The sequence below is a fragment of the Pseudomonas sp. MWU318 genome (genome assembly GCF_016756945.1).
GTDB classification, from domain to species: Bacteria; Pseudomonadota; Gammaproteobacteria; order Pseudomonadales; family Pseudomonadaceae; genus Aquipseudomonas; species Aquipseudomonas putida_A.
The window spans coordinates 76919-102480 of the sequence record NZ_JAESJL010000002.1 but is presented as its reverse complement, the minus strand read 5'-3'; the positions used below and the strand labels follow the sequence as shown (position 1 = coordinate 102480).

Genomic DNA, 25562 nt, shown 5'->3' with positions numbered 1-25562 from the left:
GGCTGGCTCCCACAAAGATCTTTGGGTGATCTTGACCCCTGTAGGAGCTGCCGAAGGCTGCGATCTTTTGATTTTGTTTTTTAGGGTCAAGATCAAAAGATCGCAGCCTTCGGCAGCTCCTACAGGCGATGGGCGCGGGCGGTCTAGCGGCGGACTTGTTTCAGGGTTTCCGCAATCAAAAACGCCAGTTCCAGCGACTGGTCGGCATTCATCCGCGGGTCACAGTGGGTGTGATAACGATCCGACAACCCGTCTTCAGTGATCGGCCGCGCACCACCGATGCACTCGGTGACATTCTGCCCGGTCATCTCGATATGAATCCCGCCGGCATAAGTGCCTTCGGCTTCGTGCACCTGGAAGAATTGCTTCACCTCACCCAGGATCTGCGCGAAGTCGCGGGTCTTGTAGCCGCTGCTGGCCTTGATGGTATTGCCATGCATCGGGTCGGAGCTCCACAGCACTTGCTTGCCCTCACGCTGCACCGCGCGGATCAGCGCCGGCAGGTGATCGCCGACCTTGTTCGCACCCATCCGCGCAATCAGGTTCAGGCGCCCCGGATCGTTGTCCGGGTTGAGCACGTCGATCAGGCGAATCAGATCATCCGGGTTCATGCTCGGACCGACTTTCACCCCGATCGGGTTGTTCACCCCGCGCAGAAATTCGACGTGAGCGCCGTCGAGCTGACGGGTGCGGTCGCCGATCCACAGCATGTGCGCCGAGCAATCGTAGTAATCGTTGGTCAGGCTGTCGCGACGCACGAAGGCTTCTTCGTAGTTCAGCAGCAGCGCTTCGTGGGCAGTGAAGAAACTGGTTTCGCGCAGTTGCGGCGAGCTGTCCATGCCGCAGGCGCGCATGAACGCCAGGGTTTCATCGATGCGATCGGCGAGGTGGCTGTATTTTTCGGCCAGTGCCGAGTTGGCGATGAAGTCCAGGTTCCACTTGTGCACCTGATGCAGGTCGGCAAAACCGCCCTGGGCGAAGGCGCGCAACAGGTTCAGGGTGGCGGTGGACTGGTGGTACGACTGCAGCAGGCGCTCCGGATCCGGCACGCGGCTCTTTTCGTCGAAACCGATGCCGTTGACGATGTCGCCACGGTAGGCGGGCAGGGTCACACCGTCGATGGTCTCGTCGTTGGCCGAGCGCGGCTTGGCGAACTGGCCGGCCATGCGTCCGACCTTGACCACCGGGCAACCGGCGGCGAAGGTCATGACGATCGCCATTTGCAGCAGCACTTTAAAAGTGTCGCGAATCTTCGCCGCCGAGAACTCGGCAAAGCTTTCCGCGCAATCGCCGCCCTGCAGCAGGAACGCCCGACCCTGAGTCACTTCGGCAAATTGACGGCGCAGCTCGCGTGCTTCGCCGGCAAACACCAGCGGCGGATAGCTGGCCAGGGTCTGCTCGACCTGGCGCAGATGCGCCGCGTCAGGGTATTGGGGTTGTTGCTGGATCGGCAGGGCGCGCCAGCTGTCAGGGCTCCACGGTTGGCTCATCACGGTCTCTAATTGGTTCTACGCACGGGAAGCCCATGGTAGCAGCAATTAGTGCGTGACCTGCTCCCGCCCCATCACCGACAATCGTCGCTTTGCCACGGCGCCACAGCGGTGCCATCGCGTCACCGCGCCCGGTGACCATCAGGAGACGAAATGACTGAGGAGCGCGTCGAGCTGTTGCTCGCCGAGGTACAGGATGAGTTCGGCGTGATTCGCGTGCTGGAAGTGGCCGATTACCGCTTTCTGGAGTTCGGCGATGCCATCGAGCAGAGCTGCGTGTTCACCGCCGATCCGAGCTGGCTCGAATACGACTACACCCGGGCGATGCTGATTGGCGCGTTGTGTCATGAGCAACCGGAGAGCGCGCTGTTTCTCGGCCTCGGTGCCGGCACGCTGACTCAGGCCTGCCTCAAGTTCCTGCCGCTGGAAGACGTCGAAGCCATCGAACTGCGCCCGGACGTGCCGCGTCTGGCCATCGAGTATCTGGGGCTGGATGACGATCCGCGCTTGTACATCCGCGTCGGCGATGCGCTGGAGTTGCTGCCGACGGCCGAGCCTGCGGATCTGATCTTTGTCGACCTCTACACCGACGTCGGTCCGGGTGTCGGGCATCTGGCCTGGAGTTTTCTCGGCGACTGTCAGAAGCGTCTGAACCCGGGCGGCTGGCTGGTGATCAACCAGTGGGCCACCGATGACGGCAAACCGTTGGGCGCGGCGTTGCTGCGCGGGCTCTATCACCGGCATTACTGGGAGCTGCCGGTGAAGGAGGGCAATGTGATTCTGATTGTGCCGGCGGATCTCGATCAGGAGCTGGACATGCAGGCGCTGACCGCCCGCGCCGAAGTGCTGGCGCCACGGCTGGGTTATTCGCTGCAGTCGTTGATAAACAGTATTCGCCCGGCGACCTGAGTAGCGACGCGGTCAACTGTAGGAGCTGCCTAAGGCTGCGATCTTTTGATCTTGAAATCAAAGTCAAGAGATCGCAGCCTTCGGCAGCTCCTACAGGGGGGCAGTTCATCAGATCCCTTTGAAGATGCCCGGGCGCCGCTCAACCAGCGACCTCACCCCCTCCTTGGCATCCTCACTCCCCAGCAACTTCTTCACCAGTGCCGGCAATCCCTGCGCCGCCGCCGTCTCGCCTTCATACCGCGCCTGGCGCGCCGACATCAGCGTTGCCTGCACCCCCAACGGTGCCTGCCGGGCAATCCGTTCGGCCAGTTCGATCGCCCGCGGCAACAGATCCTCACTGGCCATCACTTCCTGCACCAAACCCAGACGCAACGCATCGTGGGCATCAAACTCATCGCCGGTCAGCAACCAGCGCATCGCGTTGCCCCAACCGGCCACCTGGTGAAAGCGCAATGTCGCGCCCCCAAACGGAAAAATCCCCCGCTGCACTTCCATTTGCGCGAAGCGGGTATTACTCGCGCATAGGTTGATATCCGCGGCCAGCATCAACTCGATACCGATGGTCAGGCAGTAGCCCTGCGCGGCGACAATGACCGGTTTGCTGACCCGTGGACCAACGAAAACACCCCATGGGTCGCAACCACCGGTCGGAACCTGCCAGCCTTCGGCGAGGGCGGCGCTGGCGTTGAGCAGATCCAGACCGGCGGTAAAGTGTTCGCCATGCCCGAACACCACCGCCACCCGCGCCTCGCTGTCGGCCTCGAACTCGCCGTAGGCCAGGCTCAAGTCATTGAGCAGATCGAGGTCGAAGGCGTTGCGTTTGGCGGCCCGGTCGAGGCCGATCAAGTGGATATAACCTCGACGTTCACGGCTGACGCGGCCGGGGCAGGGCTGATTCATGGAGAAATCCTCGGGCGGGAAGGGCGGGTGCAGCGACGGTATGCCGCACATCGGTGAATCGTTTAAGCGTCATCACCCGCAGGGCCGGGCCTTTGCAAAATAGACCTTTGCACGAATATCCGCAAAACCCCGTTACACAGCGGTGACACACCGATTCAGGCGATAAAAAAAGCTCCCTTTTTGGGCAAATTCCGGTATAGTGCGCGCCGGCCTTTAACCGGGCCGCGTTTAGGTAGCGCAATTCCCCGAAGTCAGCTTCGGCTGCATGTCCGCACTGCGGGCTCTTCCTTGACGATTCTTTTTCATTCATACGTTTTCGCAAATCCCCGCCGACAAAGCTGCCAGGGCGACTCTTGAGTCTCAACACGGCATGTGCAGCTTTGGAGCATGGGTCTTTGCGGATGCACTTAGAGGCAGACCCATGACCCAGGAAATCGGCGGCTTCGCCGCTCTTGAACTTCATCCCAATATTGTCGCTGCAGTAGTCGCTACCGGCTATGAAGAGCCTTCGGCCATTCAGCAGCAGTCGATCCCGATCATCCTCGCCGGTCACGATATGATTGGTCAGGCGCAAACCGGTACCGGTAAAACCGCTGCCTTTGCCCTGCCTATCCTGCACCGCATTGATCCGTCCAAGCGCGAGCCGCAAGCTCTGATCCTGGCCCCAACTCGTGAGTTGGCGCTACAAGTTGCAACCGCTTTCGAAACCTACGCCAAGCAAATGCCGGGCGTAACTGTTGTGGCTGTCTACGGCGGCGCGCCGATGGGCCCACAATTGAAAGCAATCCGTAATGGCGCACAGATCGTTGTCGCCACTCCGGGCCGTCTGTGCGACCACCTGCGTCGCGACGAAAAAGTCCTCGCTACCGTGAACCACCTGGTTCTGGACGAAGCAGACGAAATGCTCAAACTCGGTTTCATGGACGACCTGGAAGTGATCTTCAAGGCCATGCCGGAAACCCGTCAGACCGTATTGTTCTCGGCAACCCTGCCGCAGTCGATCCGTGCCATCGCCGAGCGCCACCTGCGCGATCCGAAGCACGTGAAGATCCAGAGCAAGACCCAGACCGTTACCGCGATCGAACAGGCTCACCTGTTGGTTCACGCTGACCAGAAGACTTCGGCCGTTCTCAGCTTGCTGGAAGTGGAAGACTTCGACGCGCTGATCATGTTCGTACGCACCAAGCAAGCGACCCTGGATCTGGCAAGCGCCCTCGACGCCAAAGGCTACAAAGCCGCTGCGCTGAACGGTGACATCGCCCAGAACCAGCGTGAACGCGTCATCGACTCGCTGAAAGATGGCCGCCTGGACATCGTTGTCGCGACCGACGTGGCTGCCCGTGGTCTGGACGTTCCGCGCATCACCCACGTATTCAACGTGGACATGCCGTACGATCCGGAATCCTACGTGCACCGTATTGGCCGTACCGGCCGTGCCGGTCGCGAAGGTCGCGCACTGCTGCTGGTGACTCCACGTGAGCGCCGCATGCTGCAAGTGATCGAACGTGTCACCGGTCAGAAGGTTGCCGAAGTGCGTCTGCCGGACGCTCAGGCTGTTCTCGATGCACGCATCAAGAAACTGACCAACAGCCTGTCGCCGCTGGTCGCTGATGCTGAGTCGACTCACGGCGAACTGCTGGATCGCCTGACCGCTGACATCGGTTGCACTCCGCGTGCCCTGGCTGCAGCCCTGCTGCGCAAGGCAACCAACGGTCAAGCGCTGAACCTGGCGGCGATCGAGAAGGAACGCCCACTGGTGCCGAACAATGCACCGCGTGGCGACCGTCCTGAGCGTTCCGGTGATCGTCCTGAGCGTGGTGATCGCGAGCGTCGCGCGCCAATGCCTCTGGGCGAAGGCCGTGCCCGTTGCCGTACCGCGCTGGGTGCGCGTGACGGTATCGCCGCCAAGAACCTGCTGGGCGCCATCCTCAACGAAGGTGGTCTGGCCCGCGAAGCGATCGGCCGCATCCAGGTGCGTGACAGCTTCAGCCTCGTCGAGCTGCCGGAAGATGGTCTGGACAAACTCCTGACCAAGCTGAAGGACACTCGCGTCGCAGGCAAGCAGCTGAAACTGCGTCGCTACCGCGAAGATTGATCCGCCCTGGGGCTGATTGATCGAACATGAAAAATCCCCGACTGGTTCGGGGATTTTTTTTGCCTGCCTGAAAGAGCAAAGAGCAAAGATCGAAAGATCGCAGCCTGCGGCAGCTCCTACACAGGGTGTACTCATTCCCCACTGTAGGAGCTGCCGAAGGCTGCGATCTTTTGATTCTGCCTTTAACCGAAGCGATAGATATCCATGCCCAGCGCCCCCATCGTGAACCCCCGGTGCGCCACACTGAACTCACCCCCGGCACCGCGGGCAAAATACAACGGCAACAAATGCTCATCACTCGGGTGGCTGCGCACGGCATTGGGTGCCTGCTGACGATAGTCGTGCAACGCCGCTTTGTCATTGGCGGCAAGCTTGTCGATCATCCAGTCGCGGAAATCCCTGGCCCATGGCTCGACGCTTTCCGGGCCGGCATGCCAGTCCAGCTCGCGCAGGTTGTGGGTGATGCTGCCGGAGCCGATCAGCAGAATGCCTTGCTCGCGCAGACTCGCCAGCGCTTGTCCGACACGGGTTTGCAGCATCGGGCCGCCGCGACTCGGCAGCGACACCTGCACCACCGGGATGTCCGCCTGCGGGTACATCAGCGACAGCGGCACCCAGACGCCGTGATCGAACGGTCGTTGCGGATCGAGGCGTGCCGGCAGATGCGCGGCGTCAAGCAGTTCAGCCACTTCGGCTGCCAGTTGCGGATTGCCCGGTGCCGGGTACTGCACTTCGAAAAGGGCACGCGGGAAGCCGCCGAAGTCATGCCAGGTTTCCGGACGAGGATTGCTGCTGACCAGCAGTTCCTGGCTTTCCCAGTGGGCAGAGACGATCACGATGGCTTTAGGCCGCGGCAGTTCGGCCGCCAGACGCGCCAGCGCCGGGCCACTGGCACCGGGTTCCAGGGCCAGCATCGGTGAGCCGTGGGAGATAAACAGGCTGGGAAACATGGAAAGGTTCCTGAGCGGTAAGATGGCCTCATCTTCAGTCAGATCATTGATCTAAATCTAATATAAGTTTTAACGCCTTTTGATCGAATTTTTTGGGGTGATGCATGCAGCCTGAGTTTTGGCACAAGAAGTGGGAATCCAATCAGATCGGCTTTCATTTGCCTGAGGTGAACCCGTATTTGCAGCGGCACTGGCCGCAACTGGCGATCCCGGCCCAGACCCGGGTGCTGGTGCCGCTGTGCGGGAAAAGCCTGGATCTGCTGTGGCTGGCCGGGCGCGGGCATCAGGTGCTTGGAGTCGAGCTGTCGCTGAAGGCCGTCGAGGATTTTTTCAGTGAGCATCAGGTAACGCCGCAGGTCAGTGTCAAGGGGCCGTTCAAGGTCTATCGCGCCGATTCCATCGAGTTGTGGTGCGGTGATTTCTTTGCGCTGACAGCCGACGATGTAGCGGATTGCGTGGCGTTGTACGACCGGGCAGCGCTGATTGCCTTGCCGGCTCCGATGCGTGAGCGCTATGCGGCGCATTTGCAGCAGATCCTGCCGCAAAGTGTGCAAGGGCTATTGATCACCCTGGATTACGATCAGGCGCAGATGCCAGGGCCACCGTTTGCAGTGTGCGATGATGAAGTGCAGCGCTTGCTGGCTGGCGCCTGGCAGGTGCGAATGCTGGAAGAGCAGGATGTGTTGGGGGAGAGCTGGAAGTTTCTGCAGGCGGGGGTGACGCGGTTGGAGGAGCGGGTGTATCGGGTTTCTGGCCGATAGGTTTTTATTGGCAGGGCCGGCCTCATCGCTGGCAAGCCAGCTCCCACAGTGATCCGTGTTAAATCAGAAATCCAGAGAACACCACAAAACCCTGTGGGAGCTGGCTTGCCAGCGATGAGGCCAGAGCAGGCAACCCATAATCCCGCGCACAAAAAAAGGCCCGCATCACTGCGGGCCTTTTCGTTACTGCGCCAAACCGATCAACCGCGACGACGCAACGCGTCGATACGTTCTTCCAGTGGCGGGTGGCTCATGAACATGCGGGCAAAGCCCTGTTTGATGCCACCGTTGATGCCGAAGGCGTTCAGGGTGTCCGGCATGTGCACCGGCAGGCCCTGTTCGGCGCGCAGGCGTTGCAGGGCGCCGATCATCGCATTGGTGCCGGCCAGACGTGCGCCGGCTTCGTCGGCACGAAATTCGCGCTTGCGCGAGAACCACATGACGATGGCGCTGGCGAGGATGCCCAGAACCAGCTCGGCGAAAATCGTCGCCACGTAGTAGGCGATGCCTTGGCCTTCTTCGTTCTTGAAGATCACCTTGTCGACGAAGTTGCCGATGATCCGCGCGAAGAACATCACAAAGGTGTTCACCACGCCCTGGATCAGCGCCAGGGTGACCATGTCACCGTTGGCCACGTGACCGATTTCGTGGGCCAGAACGGCTTTCACTTCATCTGGCGAAAAACGTTCGAGCAGGCCCTGACTGACCGCGACCAGCGCGTCGTTCTTGTTCCAGCCGGTGGCGAAGGCGTTTGCTTCGTAGGCCGGGAAAATACCGACTTCGGGCATCTTGATCCCGGCTTCGCGGGACAGTTGCTCGACGGTTTGCAGCAGCCATTGCTCATGCCGGGTACGTGGCTGGCTGATGATCTGGGTGCTGGTGCTCATCTTCGCCATCCACTTGGAGATGAACAGCGAGAACAGCGAACCGGCGAAACCAAAGACCGCACAGAAAACCAGCAGCTGACTGAGGTTGAGATCAACCCCGTTGGCCGCCATGAACCCGTTGAAGCCGAACAGGCTCAGGGTGATGCTGGCTATCAGCACGACCGCCAGGTTAGTGGCCAAAAACAGCAGGATGCGCATCATGGTTGTAGAAATCTCCTCAAGCTAAAGATGTAGCGTACTGCGGGGTATATAAGGTGCGGCACCGGGTGATTCAACCGAGTGACTATTTCAAACTGTGTCCTACAGCGGATTCCCTGGTCTGCAGGTCATTGCCCACGGCCAAAACCGAAAGGGCTGACAGCCAGCCGCCACCCGCCGCCACTGCGCCAGAGGCGTGTGGCCCGTATGAATCGCAAGTGTAGAAGGCGCAGCGAGGCGGGGAGAGCAGAAGTGTTGCTGAATCAGACAGTGCGCAACGTTCGGCCGTTGCGCACCGTAGGCCGGTTACTGGCGGTAGGACTTGAGGAAGTTGCCGATGCGGCCGATGGCCATTTCCAGATCGTCGACACGGGGCAGGGTCACCACGCGGAAGTGATCCGGCCACGGCCAGTTGAAGGCCGTACCTTGCACCACCAGCAGCTTCTCGGAGAGCAGCAGGTCGAGGACGAATTTTTCGTCGTTGTGGATCGGGCAGACCTTCGGGTCGATTCGCGGGAACGCATACAGCGCGCCCATCGGTTTGACGCAGCTGACACCCGGAATATCGTTGAGCAGCTCCCAGGTACGGTTGCGCTGCTCCAGCAGGCGACCCTGCGGCAGCACCAGGTCGTTGATGCTCTGATAACCGCCGAGGGCAGTCTGGATCGCATGCTGACTCGGCACGTTGGCACACAGGCGCATGTTAGCCAGCATGTCGATGCCTTCGATGTAGCTCTGGGCATTGTGTTTCGGCCCGGAGATGGCGATCCAGCCGGAGCGGAAACCCGCCACGCGGTAGGATTTCGACAGACCGTTGAAGGTCAGGCACAGCAGGTCCGGGGCCAGCGAAGCGGTGCAGATGTGCACGGCGTCGTCGTAGAGGATCTTGTCGTAGATCTCGTCGGAGAACACCACCAGGTTGTGCGCGCGGGCGATTTCCAGCATGCCCAGCAACACTTCCTTCGAATACACCGCGCCAGTCGGGTTGTTCGGGTTGATGATCACCATGGCCTTGGTGTTCGGGGTGATCTTGGCCTTGATGTCGGCCAGATCAGGGAACCAGTCGGCACCCTCGTCACAGAGGTAGTGCACGGCGTTACCGCCGGCCAGGCTCACGGCGGCGGTCCACAGCGGGTAGTCCGGGGCCGGTACCAGCACTTCGTCGCCGTTGTTGAGCAGCGCCTGCAGCGACATCACGATCAGCTCGGACACGCCGTTGCCGAGATAGATGTCTTCGATGCCGACACCTTCGACATTTTTTTGCTGGTAGTACTGCATCACCGCTTTACGGGCACTGAACAGGCCTTTGGAGTCGCTGTAGCCTTGGGCGGTCGGCAGGTTGCGGATCACATCCTGAAGAATTTCGTCCGGCGCTTCGAAACCAAACGGCGCCGGGTTGCCGATGTTCAGCTTGAGGATGCGCTGGCCTTCCTCCTCCAGACGTTTGGCGTGCTTGAGCACCGGGCCGCGAATGTCGTAGCAGACGTTGGCGAGCTTGTTCGATTTGCTGAACTGCATGGCGATGTGATCCCGAAAATGAACGATCCAGACGGCGGATGGCCAACCGTACTGGGATTCCTGCGTCTTCGCACAGGCGGAGTCTCGCGCCATGGCCCGAGAATCCGTTTGAATGCGCCCGGTCTGGCTGCCAGACTGGCGTGTGACGAGGCGCAATCATACGTGCCACCCGATCCGTGGAAAAGGTACAGATCGGGCTTTTTCAGCCGCTGAGGTGTGATGATGGAAAAGTTGCAAAAAACCCTGGAAGAATGGCGGGCGATGCTTGACCCCGAGCAGTACAACGTATGTCGCCTGAGCGCCACCGAGCGACCGTTCTCTGGCAAATACAACGACACCAAAACCGACGGTGTCTATCACTGCGTGTGCTGCAATGAGCCGCTGTTCGACTCCACGACCAAATTCGATTCCGGCTGCGGCTGGCCGAGCTTCTACGCGCCGATCGGCGAAAGCGCCATGACCGAAATCCGCGATACCAGCCACGGCATGATCCGCACCGAGGTCAAATGCGCCCGCTGTGATGCGCATCTGGGCCATGTGTTCCCCGATGGCCCGCCACCGACCGGCCTGCGTTATTGCATCAACTCGGTGTGCCTGGACCTGGTGCCGCGCGAGTGATGCGAGCCTCTGTAGGAGCTGCCGAAGGCTGCGATCTTTTGATTTTTGAAGATCAACAGATCGCAGCCTTCGGCAGCTCCTACACGGGTATGTGCAATTAATTAAATTGCACGCAATTTAATTGCTCGCTATGTTTGGCCTTTCCCGATAACCCGAGGAGCCGACCCATGAGCGACAACCTGCTGAATATCCCTGTCACCACCATCAAGGGTGAGCAAAAGACCCTGGCCGATTTCGCCGGTAAAGCGGTGTTGGTGGTCAACACCGCCAGCAAATGCGGCTTCACCCCGCAATACAAAGGTCTGGAAGAGTTGTGGCAGACCTATAAGGATCAGGGCCTGGTGGTGCTGGGGTTTCCGTGCAATCAGTTTGGCAAGCAGGAGCCGGGCAACGAGGGTGCGATCAGCGAATTCTGTGAGCTGAACTATGGTGTGAGTTTCCCGCTGTTCAAGAAGATCGACGTCAACGGTTCTGACGCGCATCCGCTGTTCGTGCAGTTGAAAAAGCGCGCTCCGGGTCTGCTCGGCTCCGAGGGCATCAAGTGGAACTTCACCAAGTTCCTGATCGGCAAGGATGGGCAACTGGTCAAGCGTTTCGCCCCGACAACCAAGCCGCAGGACATCAGCGGCGAGATCGAAGCCCTGCTCAAATGAACAGCCTGCCCGACGATTCGCTGAAGCTCGACAGTCAGTTGTGCTTCAAGTTGTACGCCGCATCCCGGGCGGTGATTCGCGCTTACAAGCCGATGCTCGATCAACTCGGCCTGACCTACCCGCAGTACCTGGCGATGCTGGTGCTGTGGGAGTGGCAGGACAGTGCACCGGAGCAACCGACGGTCAAGGCGTTGGGCGAGCGCCTGGCGCTGGACTCCGGCACCCTGACGCCGTTGCTCAAGCGTCTTGAACAATTGCGGTGGGTGCAACGCCAGCGTTCGGCGCGCGACGAGCGTGAAGTGCATCTGAGCCTGACTATCCAAGGCCAGGCCTTGCGCGAGCAGGTCGGGCCGCTCAAGGCCCGGTTGTTGTGCGACAGCGGGGTGGATCTTGATCGGCTCAACGATTTGCGCAATGGCCTCGATCATCTGCTGGGGCAGATCAAAGCGCTGACGTAGCCGGCATCCACTGGTCGAGCAGGGCCGCCAGCTCTTCGCGGCGGAACGGCTTGGCCAGGTAATCGCTCATGCCGGCCGCACGGCAGCGCTCGCGTTCCTCGGACATGGCGTTGGCGGTCAGCGCGACGATCGGCAAATGCGGCCAGCGCCCGCTCTGGCGGATCTGCCGGCTCGCTTCGTAGCCGTCCATCACCGGCATGTTGCAGTCCATCAGCACCAGATCGAACTCATCGTGCTCCAGTTGATCCAGCGCCTCGGCACCGTGGGCAGCGACCACCACGTCGCAACCGAGCTTGCCGAGCATGCCTTTGGCCACCAGCTGATTGACCGGATTGTCCTCCACCAGCAGCACCTTTGCGCGCCGCCGAACCGGCAGGCTCTCGAGCTGCGCATCGTTGATCGTGGTGACGTCCGCCAGCAGGATGCGCCGCAGGATCTGATACAGCGCGTTGCGCGCCAGTGGTCGAGCCTGTTGCTGCAATGGCGCCAGCGCGGCGGCCTCTTCGCTGGGCATGAAGCTGCCATAAGCGGTTACAACGAGGATCGGCGCGCTGAGGGTCGGGCGCAGACTGAACAGGCATTCCGGGCAGTCGGTGATCAGCAGATCGGGTGACAGGCCCAGCAAGGGGTCATCCATCGTGCGCTGTTCATAGCTCACGCCCCACACTGGCAACAATGTCTTGAGCAGTTCTGCCAAGCCGCTGCTGGCCGCGGTGATCGCCAGTACCTTGCCGTGCAGTGGCGGCGGCATGACCGCCCGGGTGTGACACGGCAGTGGCAGGTCGGCACAGAACTGACTGCCGAAACCGGCCTCGGAACTGATGGTCAGCCGGCCTTGCATGGCCTCGCACAGGTTGTAGGTCAACGCCAGACCGAGACCGGTGCCGCCGTACTGCCGGGTGATGCCGGCACCGGCCTGGGTGAACGGCTGGAAGATTTTCACCTGGGCTTCCTGAGCGATGCCGATGCCGGTGTCGCAGACCTCGATGCGCACCCCGTCGTCATGGGCGGACAGGCGCACATCGACCCGGCCGAAGCGGGTGAACTTCAGGGCATTGGACAGCAGGTTGCTGACAATCTGTCGTACCCGGGTTGGATCCCCCAGCACCAGCGCCGGGAAGTACGGGTCGATCAGGCAGGTCAGCTCGACGCTGGGCGCGGCGTTCTGCGACAGCAGGTTGGCGGTGTCTTCGATCAGCGAGCCGAGATCGAACGGGATGTGTTCCAGCTCCAGTTGCCCGGCATCGAACTTGGACAGGTCGAGAATATCGTTGAGCAGTTCCACCAGCACCTTGCCCGAGTCATGGGCAATCGACAGTTGCTGTTGCTGCTCGGCATTCAGCGGCCCGTCGAGGGACAGGGCGATCATCCCCAGCAGGCCATTGAGCGGGGTGCGAATCTCGTGGCTCATGTTGGCGAGGAATGCCGAGCGCGCTTCGGCCATGTCCAGTGCAGTACTGCGGGCCACCTCCAGTTCTTCGTTGGACTGGCTGAGCCGGGTGTTGATGGCCTTGAGCTCGGCGGTGCGGGCCGAGACGATGTGCTCCAGTTGCCCGAGATAATCGGTCAGACGATTTTCCGCGTTGCGCCGTTGCTGGATTTCCGTGGCGATATTGTCGAACTGCTGGTTGGCGACTTTGACCAGTACGCCGATCTCGTCATTGGCGTGGCCGGCCGGACATTCGAGGGTGGTCGGTTCTGCGCTGCGCGCGTCACGCGCACTGAGTTCCCGGATCAGACGCACCAACGGCTTGGTCAACATCACGTAGAACAGCGCCAGCAGGATGCCGGTGAGGATCAGGCTGCGGGCAAAACCGTTGAGCAGGGTGACTTCGGCGCGGCGCAGGAAGCGGCTGCCGAACGCGTAGGTGTCGACCTCAAGACTCAGCGTGCCCAGTGATTCTTCGGGCAGGTGATCGAGGTACAGGCGGTCTTCGAACTGGCGCTTGGCGCCGAACAGGAAGTCGCTGATCACCCGATAACCGCTTTGCAGCTCCGGGCGTTTGACGTTGGCCAGGACGTTGCCGTTGTTGTCGGTCAGTTGCGCCGAGATGATCGCCGGTGAACGCAACAGGCCCAGGGTCAGCTCCTGCGCCAGCTCCGCGTCGATGTTGTAGGCGATACGCGACGCCGGATTGTGGCTGATTTCCAGCAAAGACAGGATTTCACGGTTGATGGAGGCGTCTTCGCTGGCATAATCGATGCCGATCTGCAGCAGGCTGAGCAGCGTGCCCAGAATGAACCCGACCAGCACAGTGAATCTGGCTTGCTTGTATGACAGCCGGTGGGTGAATTTGATATCCATGGGGTGTTGAACCACTTCCGTTTCTCTTCGCTGCTCAAGCATAGTCGATCATGTATGGATACCGAGGTTCCCGAATCGCCTTGTAACAAGGCCTGAGCGGGGATTGAGGTCTGTCTGTCGTCGCTGGATCGACATCATCACTGTGAACGTGCCCGAGGAGAAGACGTGGATTCCCGATTGAATGCTTTTCTTGAACGTGCCGAGTCGGTTCTGGCGCGGATCGAACCCCTGCTGCCGGCGCCGCGTCCGCTGATCGACTGGGAAACCTGCCTGGCCGCGCGCTGGCAGCGTGACGGGCGCAGCGGGTATTTGCTGCCGCTGGAAGTCAGCCTCGACATGCGCCTGTCCGACCTGATCGGTGTCGATCGTCAGTTGGAACAACTGGGCCGCAACACTCAGCAGTTTCTCGACGGCATGCCGGCCAACCATGCGCTGCTCTGGGGCTCGCGCGGCACCGGTAAATCCTCGCTGGTGCGGGCGCTGCTGGCCGAACACGCCAAGGCCGGCCTGCGTTTGATCGAGATCGAGCGCGACCATCTGGCCGACCTGCCGCGGGTGGTCGAGCAGATCGCCAAATTGCCGCAGCGCTTCGTGCTGTTTTGCGATGACCTGTCGTTCGAGTCCGGTGAAGGCGATTACCGCGTGCTGAAAAGCGTGCTCGACGGCTCGCTTGAACAGGCCCCGGAAAACGTTCTGCTGTACGCCACTTCCAACCGCCGCCATCTGGTGCCGGAAAAGGAAAGCGACAACGAAAACTGGAAACGCGTCGATGGCGAGCTGCATCCGAGTGAGGCGGTGGAAGAGAAGATCGCCTTGTCCGACCGTTTCGGCCTGTGGCTGTCGTTCTATCCGTTTACCCAGGAACATTTCCTCAACGTCGTCGAACACTGGATCGGCCAGTTGGCCGCCAAGGCCGGCTTGAGCTGGCAGCGCGACGAAGAGCTCGACATCCTCGCCGTGCGCTGGGCAACCGGGCGCGGCAATCGCAACGGACGTTGCGCGTACCAATTCGCCCGTTACTGGGTGGGACTGAAATTGCTGGAGCACAAGGCATGATTGATTTGCAACAAAGCGGCCAGGGCCTCGAAGGCTATGGCATGTTGGCCGCACAACTGGAATCGCTGCTGGCGGACGAGCGCGATTTCATCGCCAACGCCGCGCAGTTTTCGGCGTTCCTGTTCAACCAGCTCGACGATTTGAACTGGGCCGGTTTCTACCTCAATCGTAACGAAGAACTGGTGCTTGGCCCGTTTCAGGGGCAGATCGCCTGCGTGCGCATTCCGTTCGGTCGCGGTGTGTGTGGCGCGGCAGCGGCCAGTCGACAGACCCAGCGCGTTGAAGACGTGCATGCGTTCCCCGGTCATATCGCTTGCGACAGCGCCTCCAACAGCGAGCTGGTGGTGCCGCTGGTCAAGGACGGTCGGCTGATCGGCGTACTCGATCTCGACAGCCCGAAACTGGCGCGTTTCGGCACCGCCGATCAGGCTGGTATCGAGCAACTGGCAGCGATCTTCCTGCGTCTGACCGACTGCTGATCAGGCACTCAGGCCAGCCTTGCGCAGCAAGCTGGCCGGATCCACCGCATCAATCTGGCGCGGATCGAGAAACCGCGCGGCGTACTGCATGTACACCCCGTCGTTGATGAACAGCGCAAACAGTTCGGGGTCGATGTGCGCCTCGCGGGACATGGTGGCCATGATCCCCAGCGCCTCGTTCAAGGATTTGGCCTTCTTGTACGGTCGATCCGCCGCTGTCAGGGCCTCGAAAATATCGGCAATCGCCATCATCCTCGCCGGCAGGCTCATGTCATCGCGTTTCAGGCGTTTGGGGTAGCCGCTGCCGTCCATCTTTTCGTGATGCCCACCGGCAATTTCCGCAACGCTGTCCAGGTGTCCGGGGAAGGGCAGGTGGCTGAGCATCAGAATCGTCTGCACCATGTGGTGGTTGATGATGTAGCGCTCTTCGCGGGTCAGCGTGCCCTTGGCAATGCTCAGGTTGTACAGTTCGCCGCGATTGTATTTGTAACGCGGCACATCCAGTTTGAACCCCCACGGATTGTCTTCCGGAATCAGCTCGCTGTCGGCACGTTCGATCAGGTGTTCGGGCTTGTCCGCCAGCAGTGGCTCGCTGACTGGCAGATTCGCCGCTGGTGTTTGCGCCTGGCGGCGGTTTTCCTCCCATGACACCCCCAAGCGATCATCGAGGGTGCGCATCCAGCGTCGCTCGGCAATGCGCTCAAGGCGCTGCAGATCGGCGGGTGCCATGGCCTCACCACCCAGGTTGCAGCGCGCGACAAAGGCAAAGTCATCGTCCAGTTGCGTCAACGTGGCGTCACGCAGTTCGCTCAGTTGCGCCTCATTGCCGCCCAGCGCCAGCGCCTGCCAGTAACTGATCCAGGCATCGCGTTTGAGCACTTCGAAACGGGTGCGGATTTCGTGGATGCGATCGTTGAGGGTTTCCAGTTTGGTCGCTTTGTCGACGACATATTCCGGCGTCGTGACCTTGCCGCAATCGTGCAGCCAGGCCGCGATGTGCAGGGCCTCCCATTCGTCTTCGCTGGGCTGATAGCCTTGGAAGGCCGGCGCCTGGCTGGCGGCCGCGGCCTGAGCGAGCATCAGGGTCAGTTCCGGCACGCGCTGGCAATGGCCACCGGTGTACGGGCTCTTGGCGTCGATGGCACCGGCCAGCAACTGGATGAACGCGTCGAGCAACTGCTTCTGCTTCGCTTGCAGGCGCTGACTTTCGATACTCACCGCCGCCGCGCCGGACACGGCTTGCAGGAAGGCGATGCGGTCCGGGCGCAGTTTTTCCAGGTCCTGAGCGCTGCCGCTGTCGTTGATCAGCAGAAGCAGCAGGCCGATGGTTTCGTTGTGACGGTTGCGCAGGCGGATGCCGATCAGGTGGATGCGCGGCGACGCCATTGCCAACAAGACCTTCTGCAAGTCCCCGGCCTGCTCGAAGCCAAGGCTGCTGACCACATTGTCAGCGTCGATCAGTTGCTGAAACCACGCCGGTCCTTGATCGGCCAGGAGATCCCGGCCCAGCACAGCGAACTCGCCCGGCTCGTGCGAGGCGCCATCAATGACCAGCCCGTAAGGCTCCATCCGGTTGCCATCGCTTTCGCGCAGATAGATCAAACCCGCCTGCGCCTGGGCGATCTGCACCGTTTCGAACAGCACCCGTTGCAGCAGCGGGGCGAAGCGGGTTTCGGCGCAGAGGCTGTCGGTGATGCGGAAGAAACTGGCGAGCGTGTCCTTCATGCGCGCCATCGACAGGCTCAACTGGTCAACCTCTAGCACCGGCGAGCGGCGGGTGACCGGAAAGTTGAAATCGAAACTGCGGATCGCGTCGGCTTCCTTGACCAGCGCGTGCAATGGTTTGACCAGAATCCGCGAGATCAGCCAGCCCAGCGGCAGGCACAGCAGCAAGGTCGCCAGGGTGATCAGTGCGCCTTGCCAGCGCATGCGGTAAGCGTCGGCCAGCAACTCATCCTCTGGCACCAACAGGGCCATTTGCAGGCCTCTCGGCCCACCTTCCTGCAAATGGCTGCGGGCGACGATCCAGTGGCGGCCATCGACGTCGAGTCGTTTCTCCGGATGCGTGGTGGACAGCAATGCGTGCAGGTTCGGACTCAGGTCAGCGGCCTTGGCCAGGCGTGCGCTGCTGTCGTCGACAATCAGCCGGCGGCTGTCGGGGTAGGCCACAGCGTTGCCATCGGCATCGAACAACACGATTTCGGTGGAGGGGGTGACCACGTGTTTGAGCAAGGTGGCCGAGAGTGCTTCCAGCGTCAGGTCGGCACCGATCACACTGGTTGCGCCGCTGCGTCGGGCCAGGGTGGTGCCCACGTTGTGCGTGGAGAAAAATACATAAGGTTCGGTGGTGATCTGATCGCCCTGTTGCAGGGCGTTGCTGTACCAGTTGCGGGTTCGTGGGTCATAGCGGTCGTCGGGATTGTCCTGGCGCCCGACGGGCGTCAGTGCCTGGTCGAAGAACAGTGACTGCGACGACGCAGCGCCGCTGGCATCGTGCTCGATGCTCCAGACCTGATAGGCCGCGGTCGGCGGCGCCTTGAGCAGAGTTTTCAGGGCGCTGGTACGCAACGGCCGAACCATGAAGAAATCGCCGTTGCCGTAGCCCAGATACAGCGAAGCGAGATCGGTATTGTCCATGAGTGACTGACTGAACGGCTTGAGCAGCGCCAGACGCTGTTGCAGGTTCGAGGCCCCGGCCGCCTGGTTGTCGGCCAGGAGGCTCAGCAGATGACGGATCGGTTCGTAAGTTGAATGCAGGTCCAGGCGCACGTCCTGTTCGATGCGATTGAACAGGTTTTCACTGCTCGACAGGATGATCCGGGTGGTCTGGCGATAATTGAACAGCCCCAGCACGACGCCTGTGAGCAACAGCAGGAAGGTGAACATGACGCTGATGTGCACGTGCAACGGGAACCGGCGTTGATCCGGGCGCAGTGGGCTGGGCATTGCTGACTCTCCATTGAAGTAAACACACTGCTCAGCGTTCAAGCATAGTTAAGGCTCGGTCATTGTGCTTTCTGCGAACGGTTCCAATTGTTGCTGCAACGCCTGCTCCAGTTCGACCATCGCCGCATCGGTAGCCTCGATGCAGCGCACGATGGCCGGCACAGACGTGGTCTGCAGACAGGCTTGTTCCAGCGCATCGCAGCAGACGATCAGACGCGAAGCTTGCGCGATTCGGGCGGCGCCCTTGATCTTGTGCGCCACCACCGCCAACGCCTCACGATCATTGTGCGGCGCCAAGGCCAGCAGCTCCTCACGATCGAGGCGGCTGCTCTTGAGCAATTGCGCGAGCAGACGTCGGGCTTGAAGCGGATTGCCCCCCGTCAATTGATTCAAACCCTCGAGATTGAACGCAGGTTCAGGGGGGGGCGGTTGCAGCCCGTTGACCCACTGGCTCAGCGCACTGAGGCTCAGGGGTTTGAACAGGCAGTCATTCATGCCGGCCTCTTTGCAACGCTGCACTTCCTCGGGCTGCGCGTTGGCCGTGAAGCCGAGAACCGTACAAGGCGGACGGCCCGTGCGTTGTTCTTCCTGACGGATGGCCGCCGCCAATTCGTAGCCATTCATCAGCGGCATGTTGCAGTCGGCGATGACCAGGTCGAATTCACCGGCCTGCCACTTCGCCAATCCGCTGCGGCCTTCTTCGGCAAGGCTGAAGCGATGCCCGAGGAACTCCAGTTGCTGGCACATCAGCAGGCGATTGGCGGGGTGGTCGTCGACCACCAGAATGTTCAGCGGCGCGCCAGATACGCGGATCGGCGGTTCGGTTTTCGCTGTGGCCGCCCTGCATGGCAGCGTTTGCAGGGGCAGCGACAGGCAGACCTGGGTGCCGATCCCCGGCTGACTGCTCAATTGCAGCTGACCACCCATCATTTCACAGAGGTTGCGGCTGATCACCAGTCCCAGTCCGGCGCCACTGCGGGCCTGCTGGCGGCCACTGTCAGCCTGGGCGAACGGCTCGAACAGGCGTTGCTGATCTTCAATGCTGATGCCGACGCCGGTGTCGTGGATCGTCAATTGAACCAGCGAACGCACGCCGGCGGCATTGGGCAGCACGTCCAGGGTGACCCGCACCTGCCCGCTCTGGGTGAATTTGATGGCATTACTGATCAGGTTCGACAGGATCTGCTTGAAGCGCAGCGGATCCAGTTCCACATCGATTTCGAGTCCCGGAGGATTGACGGTCAGGGGCAGGGCGAGGTTTTTCTGGCGGGCAAGGCCGTCGAAGATCCTCACCACCGAAGCGACGGTGTCGACCAGATTGACCCGCTCGGGAGTCAGGCTCAGGCGTCCGGACTCGATCCGAGCGATATCGAGAATGTCGCCGATCAGCCCCAGCAGATCCTTGGCCGAACAGTAGGCGGTTTCGATCGACGAGCGATCCGGCGCCTGATCGGTCATGCGTTCGAGCGTCAATTCGAGCATGCCGATAATGGCATTCATCGGCGTACGGATTTCGTGGCTCATGGTCGCCAGAAAGGTACTTTTGGCACGGTTGGCGTTGTCCGCCTGCTCCTTGGCCGTGCGCAGTTCATCGAACAACTGGCGGCGGTCACTGATATCGATCCAGCCACCGATGATCCCTTGTACATCGCCGCAGGAGTCGCGGTAAGGCAGGATCCAGTGATAGATCGTCAGACGCCGGCCACCGATGTGCAACGGCCGGTCGAGCAGCAGCGGCGTTCCCTCGGCCACAACCCGCTGGTAATCCGCCTCGAAGGCCTGGGCTTCGAAGGCATTGCTCAGGGTGCCTTGCATGACGCTTTTGCCGATCACGTCTTCGCGTTTGGCGTTGAAGGCTTCGAGGTAGCTGTCGTTGCAGCTTTGCAGCAAGCCCCGGCGATCACGCACGTAGATCGGATGAGGGGTGCCGTTGACCAGTGAACGCATGAATTCGAACTGATCATTGAGTGCCCGCTCGGCAGCCTGGCGTTGCTTGATCTGGCGCCGCATGTAGGCGTTCCAGATCAGGGACAACAGCAGTAGCAGGCAGGCTGCGCCGATCAGTTGGTAAAACAGACGCTGGTAGTGATGCCAGTTGCTTTGCGCCGCATTGGAAAAACCGCGCCAGCGGCTGTTGATGACCCCCAGTTCTTCGGGGCTGATGCTCAGCAGTGCCTTGTCGAGGATCGAGCCGAGTTCGCTGTTGTCACGGGCTGTAGCCAGCGAAAAGGCTGCCTGACGGGTGCCAAGGGTGGTAGTGATCTGCAGCTGATGCTCGAAGATCCGTGACGAAATCAGATAGTTGGCGATCACTAGCGAGGCGACGGCACCATCGGCCTTGCCTTCGGCGAGCAAGGTCGCGGCGCCGAAGGTGTCGGAGGTTTCGGTCAGGCGGATATCGGGGAACTCGCGGCGCAGGTAGTCGACCATGGGGCTGCCTTGGGCAATCGCCAGATATTTGTCCTTGAGCTGCGTCGGATGGGTCGGGCTGTCAGTGGATTTGCGGGTCAGCAGGACGAAGGAGTTTTCCAGATAGGGGCGGCTGAATTGCAGGGTCTTCTCCCGTTGCGGGCTGGGTAGCAACGCCGCGATCAGATCGGCCCGATGCTGATTGATCTGCTCGACCATATCGCCGTCGCTGCGGCTGCGCACCAGTTCGAAGCGCATGCCGGTACGCAGGCGCAGCAATTCGAGCAGGTCTGCGGTGATCCCGCGCAGATTGCCGTCGCTGTCAAAGAATGTCAGCGGCGCGAACGCCTCGTTCACCACCACGCGCAGCACCGGATGTTGTTTGAGCCACTGTTCTTCGTGGTGGGTCAATTGCAGTTTCTGGTCGGTCAGCAGGATGTCGCTGCCGGCGCTCCAGCGCTTGGCGATGCTGTCGCGTTCACTGGCCGGAATGGCCCGCAGGGCGGTGTTGATGATGGCCAGCAGTTGCGGATTGTCGGCATGCACGGCAAAGCTGAAACCATGGGCTTCCTGTTTACCGAAATTGGCCATGCGGATGTTGTTCAGGTAGCCCTTGTTGATCATGTAGTGGGTGGAAATGGTATCGCCCAGAAACACGTCGGCCTGATCGAACGCCACCGCGTTGATTGCGTTTTGATAGGACGGGTAGGACGTCAGGATCGCCTTGGGGTACAGCGCCTTGACTTCGTTCTGCGGCAGATAGTGATAGACCATGCTCAGGCGCAGTCCGGCCAGCCCCTCGGTGAGCGTACGCGTATCGTCTTCGCGGGTGACCAGTACCGGCTGGTCGATGGCGTAGGGGGTTGAAAGCAGGATGTCGGCGTTACTGGCCTCGAAGCCGTTGGCGGTACCGAGCATATCGACCTGACCGGCTATCAGAGCGCGTACCGCAGCTTCCCGTGAGGCAAAGCGCTTGACCCGGACTGGCAGGCCCACAGCCTGCTCGAGCAGGCCGGCATAGTCAGCGGTAAAGCCTTCGTAATCACGACCGCTGGCGGTCATGTCGAACGGCGGATAATCCGGTGCGGAAGTGCCCAGTATCAGTTCGCGGCGAGTCTGTAACCATTGCCGTTGCGCAGGCTGCAGGGGTATGGACAGCGCGTCGTGGCTCGAACGGCTGCGCAGCACATATTCCTGCGCTGTGACAAGGTCGGCCTGTGCCTGAGAAGTCAGGCACAGGCTTGCACACAATATGGCGAGATAGATCTTTAAACGACTGGGCATTCAGGCTCTCACACTAGCGCGTTGCGCTTGGCCATCTCGATAAGTTCCACCAGGGATCTGGCTTTCAGTTTCTGCATCAAGCGTTTTTTATAAGTGCTGACTGTTTTGTTACTGAGGAACATGCCCTTGGCAATTTCCTTGTTGGTGCGCCCTTGGGCAAATAACTGCAGAACCATGAGTTCGCGGTCATTGACGGCTTTGAACAATTCCAGCTCGGCGTAACGCACATCGTCACTGCGTACCGGATTCAATGCCTGACTGGGGAAATAGTTGTAACCGGAAAGTACCGCTTTTATGGCGCTGACCAGTTCGCTCAAGTCTTCTTCCTTGCACACATAACCGGATGCGCCGGACTGCATGCAGCGAATGCCGAACAGGGTCGGGCATTGCGCCGTCAGTACCAGGGTCTTGAGCGGAGTACCCATGGCGTTGAAGCGGGCGAGGACTTCCAGTCCGTCGAGTTTGGGAATGCTGATATCGAGGATGATCAGGTCGGGCATGCATTCGCGGACCATCTGCATGGCATCGACCCCGTTATCGGTTTCGCCGACGACCTTGTAACCTTCATGCTCGAGGAGCATTCGAACGGCAAGTCGGATGACAGGGTGATCATCGACAATAAAAACGGAGTTCATAATCAAATCCCATACGTGCGCGAATAAAGCGCGCACCTTAGCTCAGATAAAAGAGCGATCGCATGAACTCGCAGGGCTCTAGCAGCAATATAGGATAAGTCCTACACACTAAAGGGAAATTGACTACGACAAAACTCTGTGTCGCGTAAGGAAGTGTTTAAGTTATTTGTTTATCTGGATGTTTTAAGTTGCTGTTGGATTGTTGAGAAAACAGCGTTTGTTTGAGTTCTGTCGTCGTTAAACGGATTACGTTTGGTCTGCGCGCCTATCGAATACCGCTGAGCCACTTTAATGGACCAATCCTTCAACCGGGCGTCGCACTGACCCGGTTGAAAGGTACCACTGTCAGTGGCTGGAGCGCCCGGTCATTTCCAGCGCCATGTCACTGGCGTAGCTGTCGGTCATCCCGGCGATGAAGTCGATCATGCGCAGAAACGAGGTATGCAGCGGCCCGTGGGGATCCGGCGCATTGTTGCCCAGCAGATCGAGGATGCGTCGGCTCTTGAACGACGGCGTGCGGCCGCCATGTTGCTCCAGCGCGGCGCCGCAGAACGCGTTGAGGAGGATTTCCAGCGTGGTATAGGCGCCGATTTCATGCAGCGTCTTGCGCTTGTCCTGGAAGATTTTCTTGCGGGCGATGTCCTTGGCGTTGAGCACGCAGCGTTTGGCCGGACCGTGCATGTGTTCCACCAGGTCGCCGTGCAGTGTGCCGGCCAGCAGCGCATCCTGTTGCTCGACGAATGCCCGGGCGGCGGCATTGGTCAGGTGCTCGATGGCCTTGCCGCGCAGGATCGCCAGTTTGCGTCGACGCGAATCCTGCGGGCCGAGTTGGCGATAGGTTTCCGGCAGATCGTCACCGACCAGACCGAGCAGCAGCGATTCGACTTCCGTGTATTCCAGAAGCTCCATTTCCAGGCCGTCTTCGAGGTCGATCAGCGCATAGCAGATGTCGTCAGCCGCCTCCATCAGGTACACCAATGGGTGCCGCGCCCAGCGCTGGTCTTCCAGTTGCGGCAGACCGAGCTTGTGGGCGATCTGCTCCAGCAGCGGCAGTTCGCTCTGATAGCAGCCGAATTTGTGTTTCTTGTAGCCCAGCGAGTCGGCGTGACGTGCGGTCCACGGATACTTCAGATAGGTGCCGAGGGTGGCGTAGGTGAGGCGGGTGCCACCGTCGAACTGGTGATACTCAAGCTGAGTCAGCACCCGGAAGCCTTGCGCGTTGCCTTCGAAATTGAGGAAGTCGCCGCGCTCGGCTTCGCTCATGCCGTCGAGCCAGCCGCGCCCGGCCGCCTGCTGGAACCAGTGCCGAATCGCATCTTCACCGGAGTGGCCGAACGGCGGGTTGCCGATGTCATGGGCCAGGCAGGCCGATTGCACGACCATGCCCAGATCGCTCGGGTCGCACCAGTCGGGCAGGGCGCTGCGCAAGGTTTCCCCGACGCGCATGCCCAGCGAGCGCCCGACGCAGCTGACTTCCAGCGAATGGGTCAGACGGGTGTGGATGTGGTCGTTACTCGATACCGGATGCACCTGGGTCTTGCGGCCCAGCCGGCGGAAGGCGCCGGAGAAGATGATGCGGTCGTGGTCTTTGTGGAACGGGCTGCGGCCCAGCTCTTGCGGGCTGTGCAGCGGTTTTCCAAGGCGTTCGCGGTTGAGCAGGGTCTGCCAATCCAAGGCTGGTTCTCTCCGTCGGTGACTGGGATGACTGTTGCCCTAGCTTCCCGGTTCAGCCACGCACCTGCAAGCGGAACTACAAGCCCGCGGCATCAATATCGATCAGCAGCAGGCGCTCGCCGTTATCGAAGAACTGCCCGGCGGTCAGGCAATACTGGTTGCTGGTGGCATCGCGGTAGGTGCTGGACAGGGTCAGGCGTCGCTCTTCCCAGCCTTCGGCGAGCAAATGATAAAAGTACGGACGCCATGACCAGTTGTGTCCCAGGTAGCGGTTGTCGGCAACCCAGCGGTTGTGCCGCCATTCAAGGTTGGGCGTGAGTTGGGTGCCGTGACGGTCGCACTGGTAGAACCGCAGCAACCACGGAAAAGCCTCAAGTTGCGGCAGCGCACTGAGCGGCGCATGGGCCTGAGCCCAGGCCTGGAGGATCGCCATCAGTTCGCCGAGTTGCTGGCGCATCTGCATCAAACGCCCGCGTTCGGCCAGTTTCTGCCGTACGTAACGCTGGCGCAATTCAGCGAAGCGTTGCACGAAGGCATCGGTTGGATAGAACGCCTGCTGCGCCCGGGCGAACAGGAAACCCTGAACGTAGCGCGAGCCGCATTCCAGGGCGAAATTGAGCTGGGCCTCAGTTTCCACTCCTTCGGCAATGATCCAGCAACCGGTCTTCTCGGCCATTTGCGCCAGTGCCTTGACCACATCGCTGCTCGGCCCGCCCAACGCGGCGGCCTGAAACAGGCGCATGTCGAGTTTGAGAATGTCCGGCTGCAACGCCAGCACCCGATCGAGCTGCGAATAACCGGCGCCGAAGTCATCGATGGCGATCCGCGCTCCGGCCTCGCGATAGCGCGCCACCACCTCGGCCAGACGCTGACTGTTGCCACCCAGTTCCGTGATTTCGAACACGATACGTTGCGGGTCGACGCCGTGTCGCAGCATTTGCTTGAGGCTCGGCAGCGGCTGATCGGCGCGCAGGCGACTGATCCAGCGTGGCGACATGTTCAGGCTGAGAAACCACTCGGCGGGGGCTTCATGCAGTCGGCTCAGGGCGTTGTCGCGGATCTGTCGGTCGAGGCGGCGCAGGGCGATGGCGGGTGAGCGCGGGTCGGCAAACAACGGCCCGACCGAGGCCAGTTGGCCGTCGGGCTGGCGCAGGCGACCCAGTGCTTCGACGCCTGCAATACGTCCGGTGGCGGTATCGATGAAAGGTTGAAAGCAGGCGAGCGGTTGCCCGTCGATCACGGGGCCTCCTTAGTCGTTCTTGTTCTGGATGAACCCGCCGACCGGGTAGGCACGCGGGATTGAATCTCTTGGTAAAGAGGTTCAATCCCGCGGGTAT

At 60.8% G+C, this 25562-nt stretch carries 19 protein-coding genes; 8 read left to right on the top strand and 11 right to left on the bottom strand.

Features of this window, described 5'->3' with window-relative positions:
• Positions 1-143: 143 nt before the first annotated feature.
• A complete protein-coding gene (locus JN524_RS04425) occupies positions 144-1490 on the bottom strand; it encodes a class II 3-deoxy-7-phosphoheptulonate synthase (protein WP_007964815.1) in 1347 nt (448 codons plus the stop codon).
• 153 nt (positions 1491-1643) lie between these two features.
• Here JN524_RS04425 and JN524_RS04420 point away from each other — a divergent pair, with 153 nt between their 5' ends.
• Complete coding sequence (locus JN524_RS04420) at positions 1644-2399, top strand: spermidine synthase (protein ID WP_202368641.1); 756 nt, start codon at positions 1644-1646, stop codon at positions 2397-2399.
• 108 nt (positions 2400-2507) lie between these two features.
• On the opposite strand, the gene JN524_RS04415 is transcribed toward JN524_RS04420, so the two are convergent.
• Positions 2508-3299 (bottom strand): crotonase/enoyl-CoA hydratase family protein, encoded by a 792-nt coding sequence (locus JN524_RS04415; protein ID WP_202368640.1) that lies wholly within the window; start codon positions 3297-3299, stop codon positions 2508-2510.
• A gap of 421 nt (positions 3300-3720) precedes the next feature.
• On the opposite strand from JN524_RS04415, the gene JN524_RS04410 reads away from it, so the two are divergent.
• Complete coding sequence (locus tag JN524_RS04410) at positions 3721-5394, top strand: DEAD/DEAH box helicase (RefSeq protein ID WP_027613439.1); 1674 nt, start codon at positions 3721-3723, stop codon at positions 5392-5394.
• A gap of 182 nt (positions 5395-5576) precedes the next feature.
• On the opposite strand, the gene JN524_RS04405 is transcribed toward JN524_RS04410, so the two are convergent.
• Positions 5577-6344, bottom strand: a complete 768-nt coding sequence (locus tag JN524_RS04405) for a DODA-type extradiol aromatic ring-opening family dioxygenase (RefSeq protein ID WP_202368639.1) — start codon at positions 6342-6344, stop codon at positions 5577-5579.
• A gap of 104 nt (positions 6345-6448) precedes the next feature.
• On the opposite strand from JN524_RS04405, the gene JN524_RS04400 reads away from it, so the two are divergent.
• Entirely contained in the window at positions 6449-7105 is a 657-nt protein-coding gene (locus tag JN524_RS04400) for a thiopurine S-methyltransferase (RefSeq protein ID WP_202368638.1), read from the top strand.
• Positions 7106-7305: 200 nt separating this feature from the next.
• Here JN524_RS04400 and htpX read toward each other — a convergent pair whose 3' ends face one another.
• Together htpX and JN524_RS04390 are read right to left on the bottom strand one after the other, a co-directional pair.
• Positions 7306-8193, bottom strand: a complete 888-nt coding sequence (gene htpX, locus JN524_RS04395) for a protease HtpX (RefSeq protein WP_007964827.1) — start codon at positions 8191-8193, stop codon at positions 7306-7308.
• Positions 8194-8496: 303 nt separating this feature from the next.
• The gene (locus tag JN524_RS04390) at positions 8497-9708 is read right to left on the bottom strand and encodes a pyridoxal phosphate-dependent aminotransferase (RefSeq protein ID WP_003226761.1); all 1212 of its coding nucleotides are present in this window, start codon (positions 9706-9708) and stop codon (positions 8497-8499) included.
• 222 nt (positions 9709-9930) lie between these two features.
• Here JN524_RS04390 and msrB point away from each other — a divergent pair, with 222 nt between their 5' ends.
• The 3 genes from msrB (at position 9931) to JN524_RS04375 (ending at position 11437) form a co-directional block, all read left to right on the top strand.
• Positions 9931-10326, top strand: a complete 396-nt coding sequence (gene msrB, locus JN524_RS04385; RefSeq protein WP_202368637.1) for a peptide-methionine (R)-S-oxide reductase MsrB — start codon at positions 9931-9933, stop codon at positions 10324-10326.
• A 167-nt stretch (positions 10327-10493) separates the two neighbouring features.
• Positions 10494-10979 carry a glutathione peroxidase gene (locus JN524_RS04380; protein ID WP_027613435.1) on the top strand — a complete coding sequence of 162 codons (486 nt, stop codon included), beginning with the start codon at positions 10494-10496 and terminating at the stop codon, positions 10977-10979.
• The gene (locus JN524_RS04375; protein ID WP_202368636.1) at positions 10976-11437 is read left to right on the top strand and encodes a MarR family winged helix-turn-helix transcriptional regulator; all 462 of its coding nucleotides are present in this window, start codon (positions 10976-10978) and stop codon (positions 11435-11437) included. The genes JN524_RS04380 and JN524_RS04375 overlap by 4 nt, the downstream gene beginning before the upstream one ends.
• Here the strand turns inward: JN524_RS04375 and JN524_RS04370 are convergent.
• Entirely contained in the window at positions 11421-13742 is a 2322-nt protein-coding gene (locus tag JN524_RS04370) for a hybrid sensor histidine kinase/response regulator (RefSeq protein WP_202368635.1), read from the bottom strand. The genes JN524_RS04375 and JN524_RS04370 overlap by 17 nt on opposite strands.
• A gap of 165 nt (positions 13743-13907) precedes the next feature.
• Here JN524_RS04370 and JN524_RS04365 point away from each other — a divergent pair, with 165 nt between their 5' ends.
• Positions 13908-14798: a DUF815 domain-containing protein gene (locus tag JN524_RS04365; protein ID WP_202368634.1), complete on the top strand. Its 891-nt coding sequence runs from the start codon at positions 13908-13910 to the stop codon at positions 14796-14798.
• Positions 14795-15277: a GAF domain-containing protein gene (locus tag JN524_RS04360; RefSeq protein ID WP_123587425.1), complete on the top strand. Its 483-nt coding sequence runs from the start codon at positions 14795-14797 to the stop codon at positions 15275-15277. Before JN524_RS04365 ends, JN524_RS04360 begins: the two co-directional genes overlap by 4 nt.
• On the opposite strand, the gene JN524_RS04355 is transcribed toward JN524_RS04360, so the two are convergent.
• The 5 genes from JN524_RS04355 to JN524_RS04335 form a co-directional block, all read right to left on the bottom strand.
• The gene (locus JN524_RS04355; protein ID WP_202368633.1) at positions 15278-18223 is read right to left on the bottom strand and encodes an HD domain-containing phosphohydrolase; all 2946 of its coding nucleotides are present in this window, start codon (positions 18221-18223) and stop codon (positions 15278-15280) included.
• 48 nt (positions 18224-18271) lie between these two features.
• On the bottom strand, positions 18272-21916 hold the full coding sequence (locus JN524_RS04350; protein WP_202368632.1) for a transporter substrate-binding domain-containing protein: 3645 nt from the start codon (positions 21914-21916) through the stop codon (positions 18272-18274).
• An 8-nt stretch (positions 21917-21924) separates the two neighbouring features.
• Positions 21925-22551 carry a response regulator transcription factor gene (locus JN524_RS04345; RefSeq protein ID WP_007969092.1) on the bottom strand — a complete coding sequence of 209 codons (627 nt, stop codon included), beginning with the start codon at positions 22549-22551 and terminating at the stop codon, positions 21925-21927.
• A gap of 345 nt (positions 22552-22896) precedes the next feature.
• Positions 22897-24225, bottom strand: a complete 1329-nt coding sequence (locus JN524_RS04340) for a deoxyguanosinetriphosphate triphosphohydrolase (protein WP_086794306.1) — start codon at positions 24223-24225, stop codon at positions 22897-22899.
• Between the two features lie 76 nt (positions 24226-24301).
• Entirely contained in the window at positions 24302-25465 is a 1164-nt protein-coding gene (locus tag JN524_RS04335; protein ID WP_202368631.1) for an EAL domain-containing protein, read from the bottom strand.
• Positions 25466-25562: the final 97 nt, after the last annotated feature.

Coding starts and splice junctions, on each gene's coding strand:
- JN524_RS04425 (WP_007964815.1), bottom strand. CDS start 1,490: ATGAGCCAACCGTGGAGCCCTGACAGCTGGCGCGCCCTGCCGATCCAG.
- JN524_RS04420 (WP_202368641.1), top strand. CDS start 1,644: ATGACTGAGGAGCGCGTCGAGCTGTTGCTCGCCGAGGTACAGGATGAG.
- JN524_RS04415 (WP_202368640.1), bottom strand. CDS start 3,299: ATGAATCAGCCCTGCCCCGGCCGCGTCAGCCGTGAACGTCGAGGTTAT.
- JN524_RS04410 (WP_027613439.1), top strand. CDS start 3,721: ATGACCCAGGAAATCGGCGGCTTCGCCGCTCTTGAACTTCATCCCAAT.
- JN524_RS04405 (WP_202368639.1), bottom strand. CDS start 6,344: ATGTTTCCCAGCCTGTTTATCTCCCACGGCTCACCGATGCTGGCCCTG.
- JN524_RS04400 (WP_202368638.1), top strand. CDS start 6,449: ATGCAGCCTGAGTTTTGGCACAAGAAGTGGGAATCCAATCAGATCGGC.
- htpX (WP_007964827.1), bottom strand. CDS start 8,193: ATGATGCGCATCCTGCTGTTTTTGGCCACTAACCTGGCGGTCGTGCTG.
- JN524_RS04390 (WP_003226761.1), bottom strand. CDS start 9,708: ATGCAGTTCAGCAAATCGAACAAGCTCGCCAACGTCTGCTACGACATT.
- msrB (WP_202368637.1), top strand. CDS start 9,931: ATGGAAAAGTTGCAAAAAACCCTGGAAGAATGGCGGGCGATGCTTGAC.
- JN524_RS04380 (WP_027613435.1), top strand. CDS start 10,494: ATGAGCGACAACCTGCTGAATATCCCTGTCACCACCATCAAGGGTGAG.
- JN524_RS04375 (WP_202368636.1), top strand. CDS start 10,976: ATGAACAGCCTGCCCGACGATTCGCTGAAGCTCGACAGTCAGTTGTGC.
- JN524_RS04370 (WP_202368635.1), bottom strand. CDS start 13,742: ATGGATATCAAATTCACCCACCGGCTGTCATACAAGCAAGCCAGATTC.
- JN524_RS04360 (WP_123587425.1), top strand. CDS start 14,795: ATGATTGATTTGCAACAAAGCGGCCAGGGCCTCGAAGGCTATGGCATG.
- JN524_RS04355 (WP_202368633.1), bottom strand. CDS start 18,223: ATGCCCAGCCCACTGCGCCCGGATCAACGCCGGTTCCCGTTGCACGTG.
- JN524_RS04350 (WP_202368632.1), bottom strand. CDS start 21,916: ATGCCCAGTCGTTTAAAGATCTATCTCGCCATATTGTGTGCAAGCCTG.
- JN524_RS04345 (WP_007969092.1), bottom strand. CDS start 22,551: ATGAACTCCGTTTTTATTGTCGATGATCACCCTGTCATCCGACTTGCC.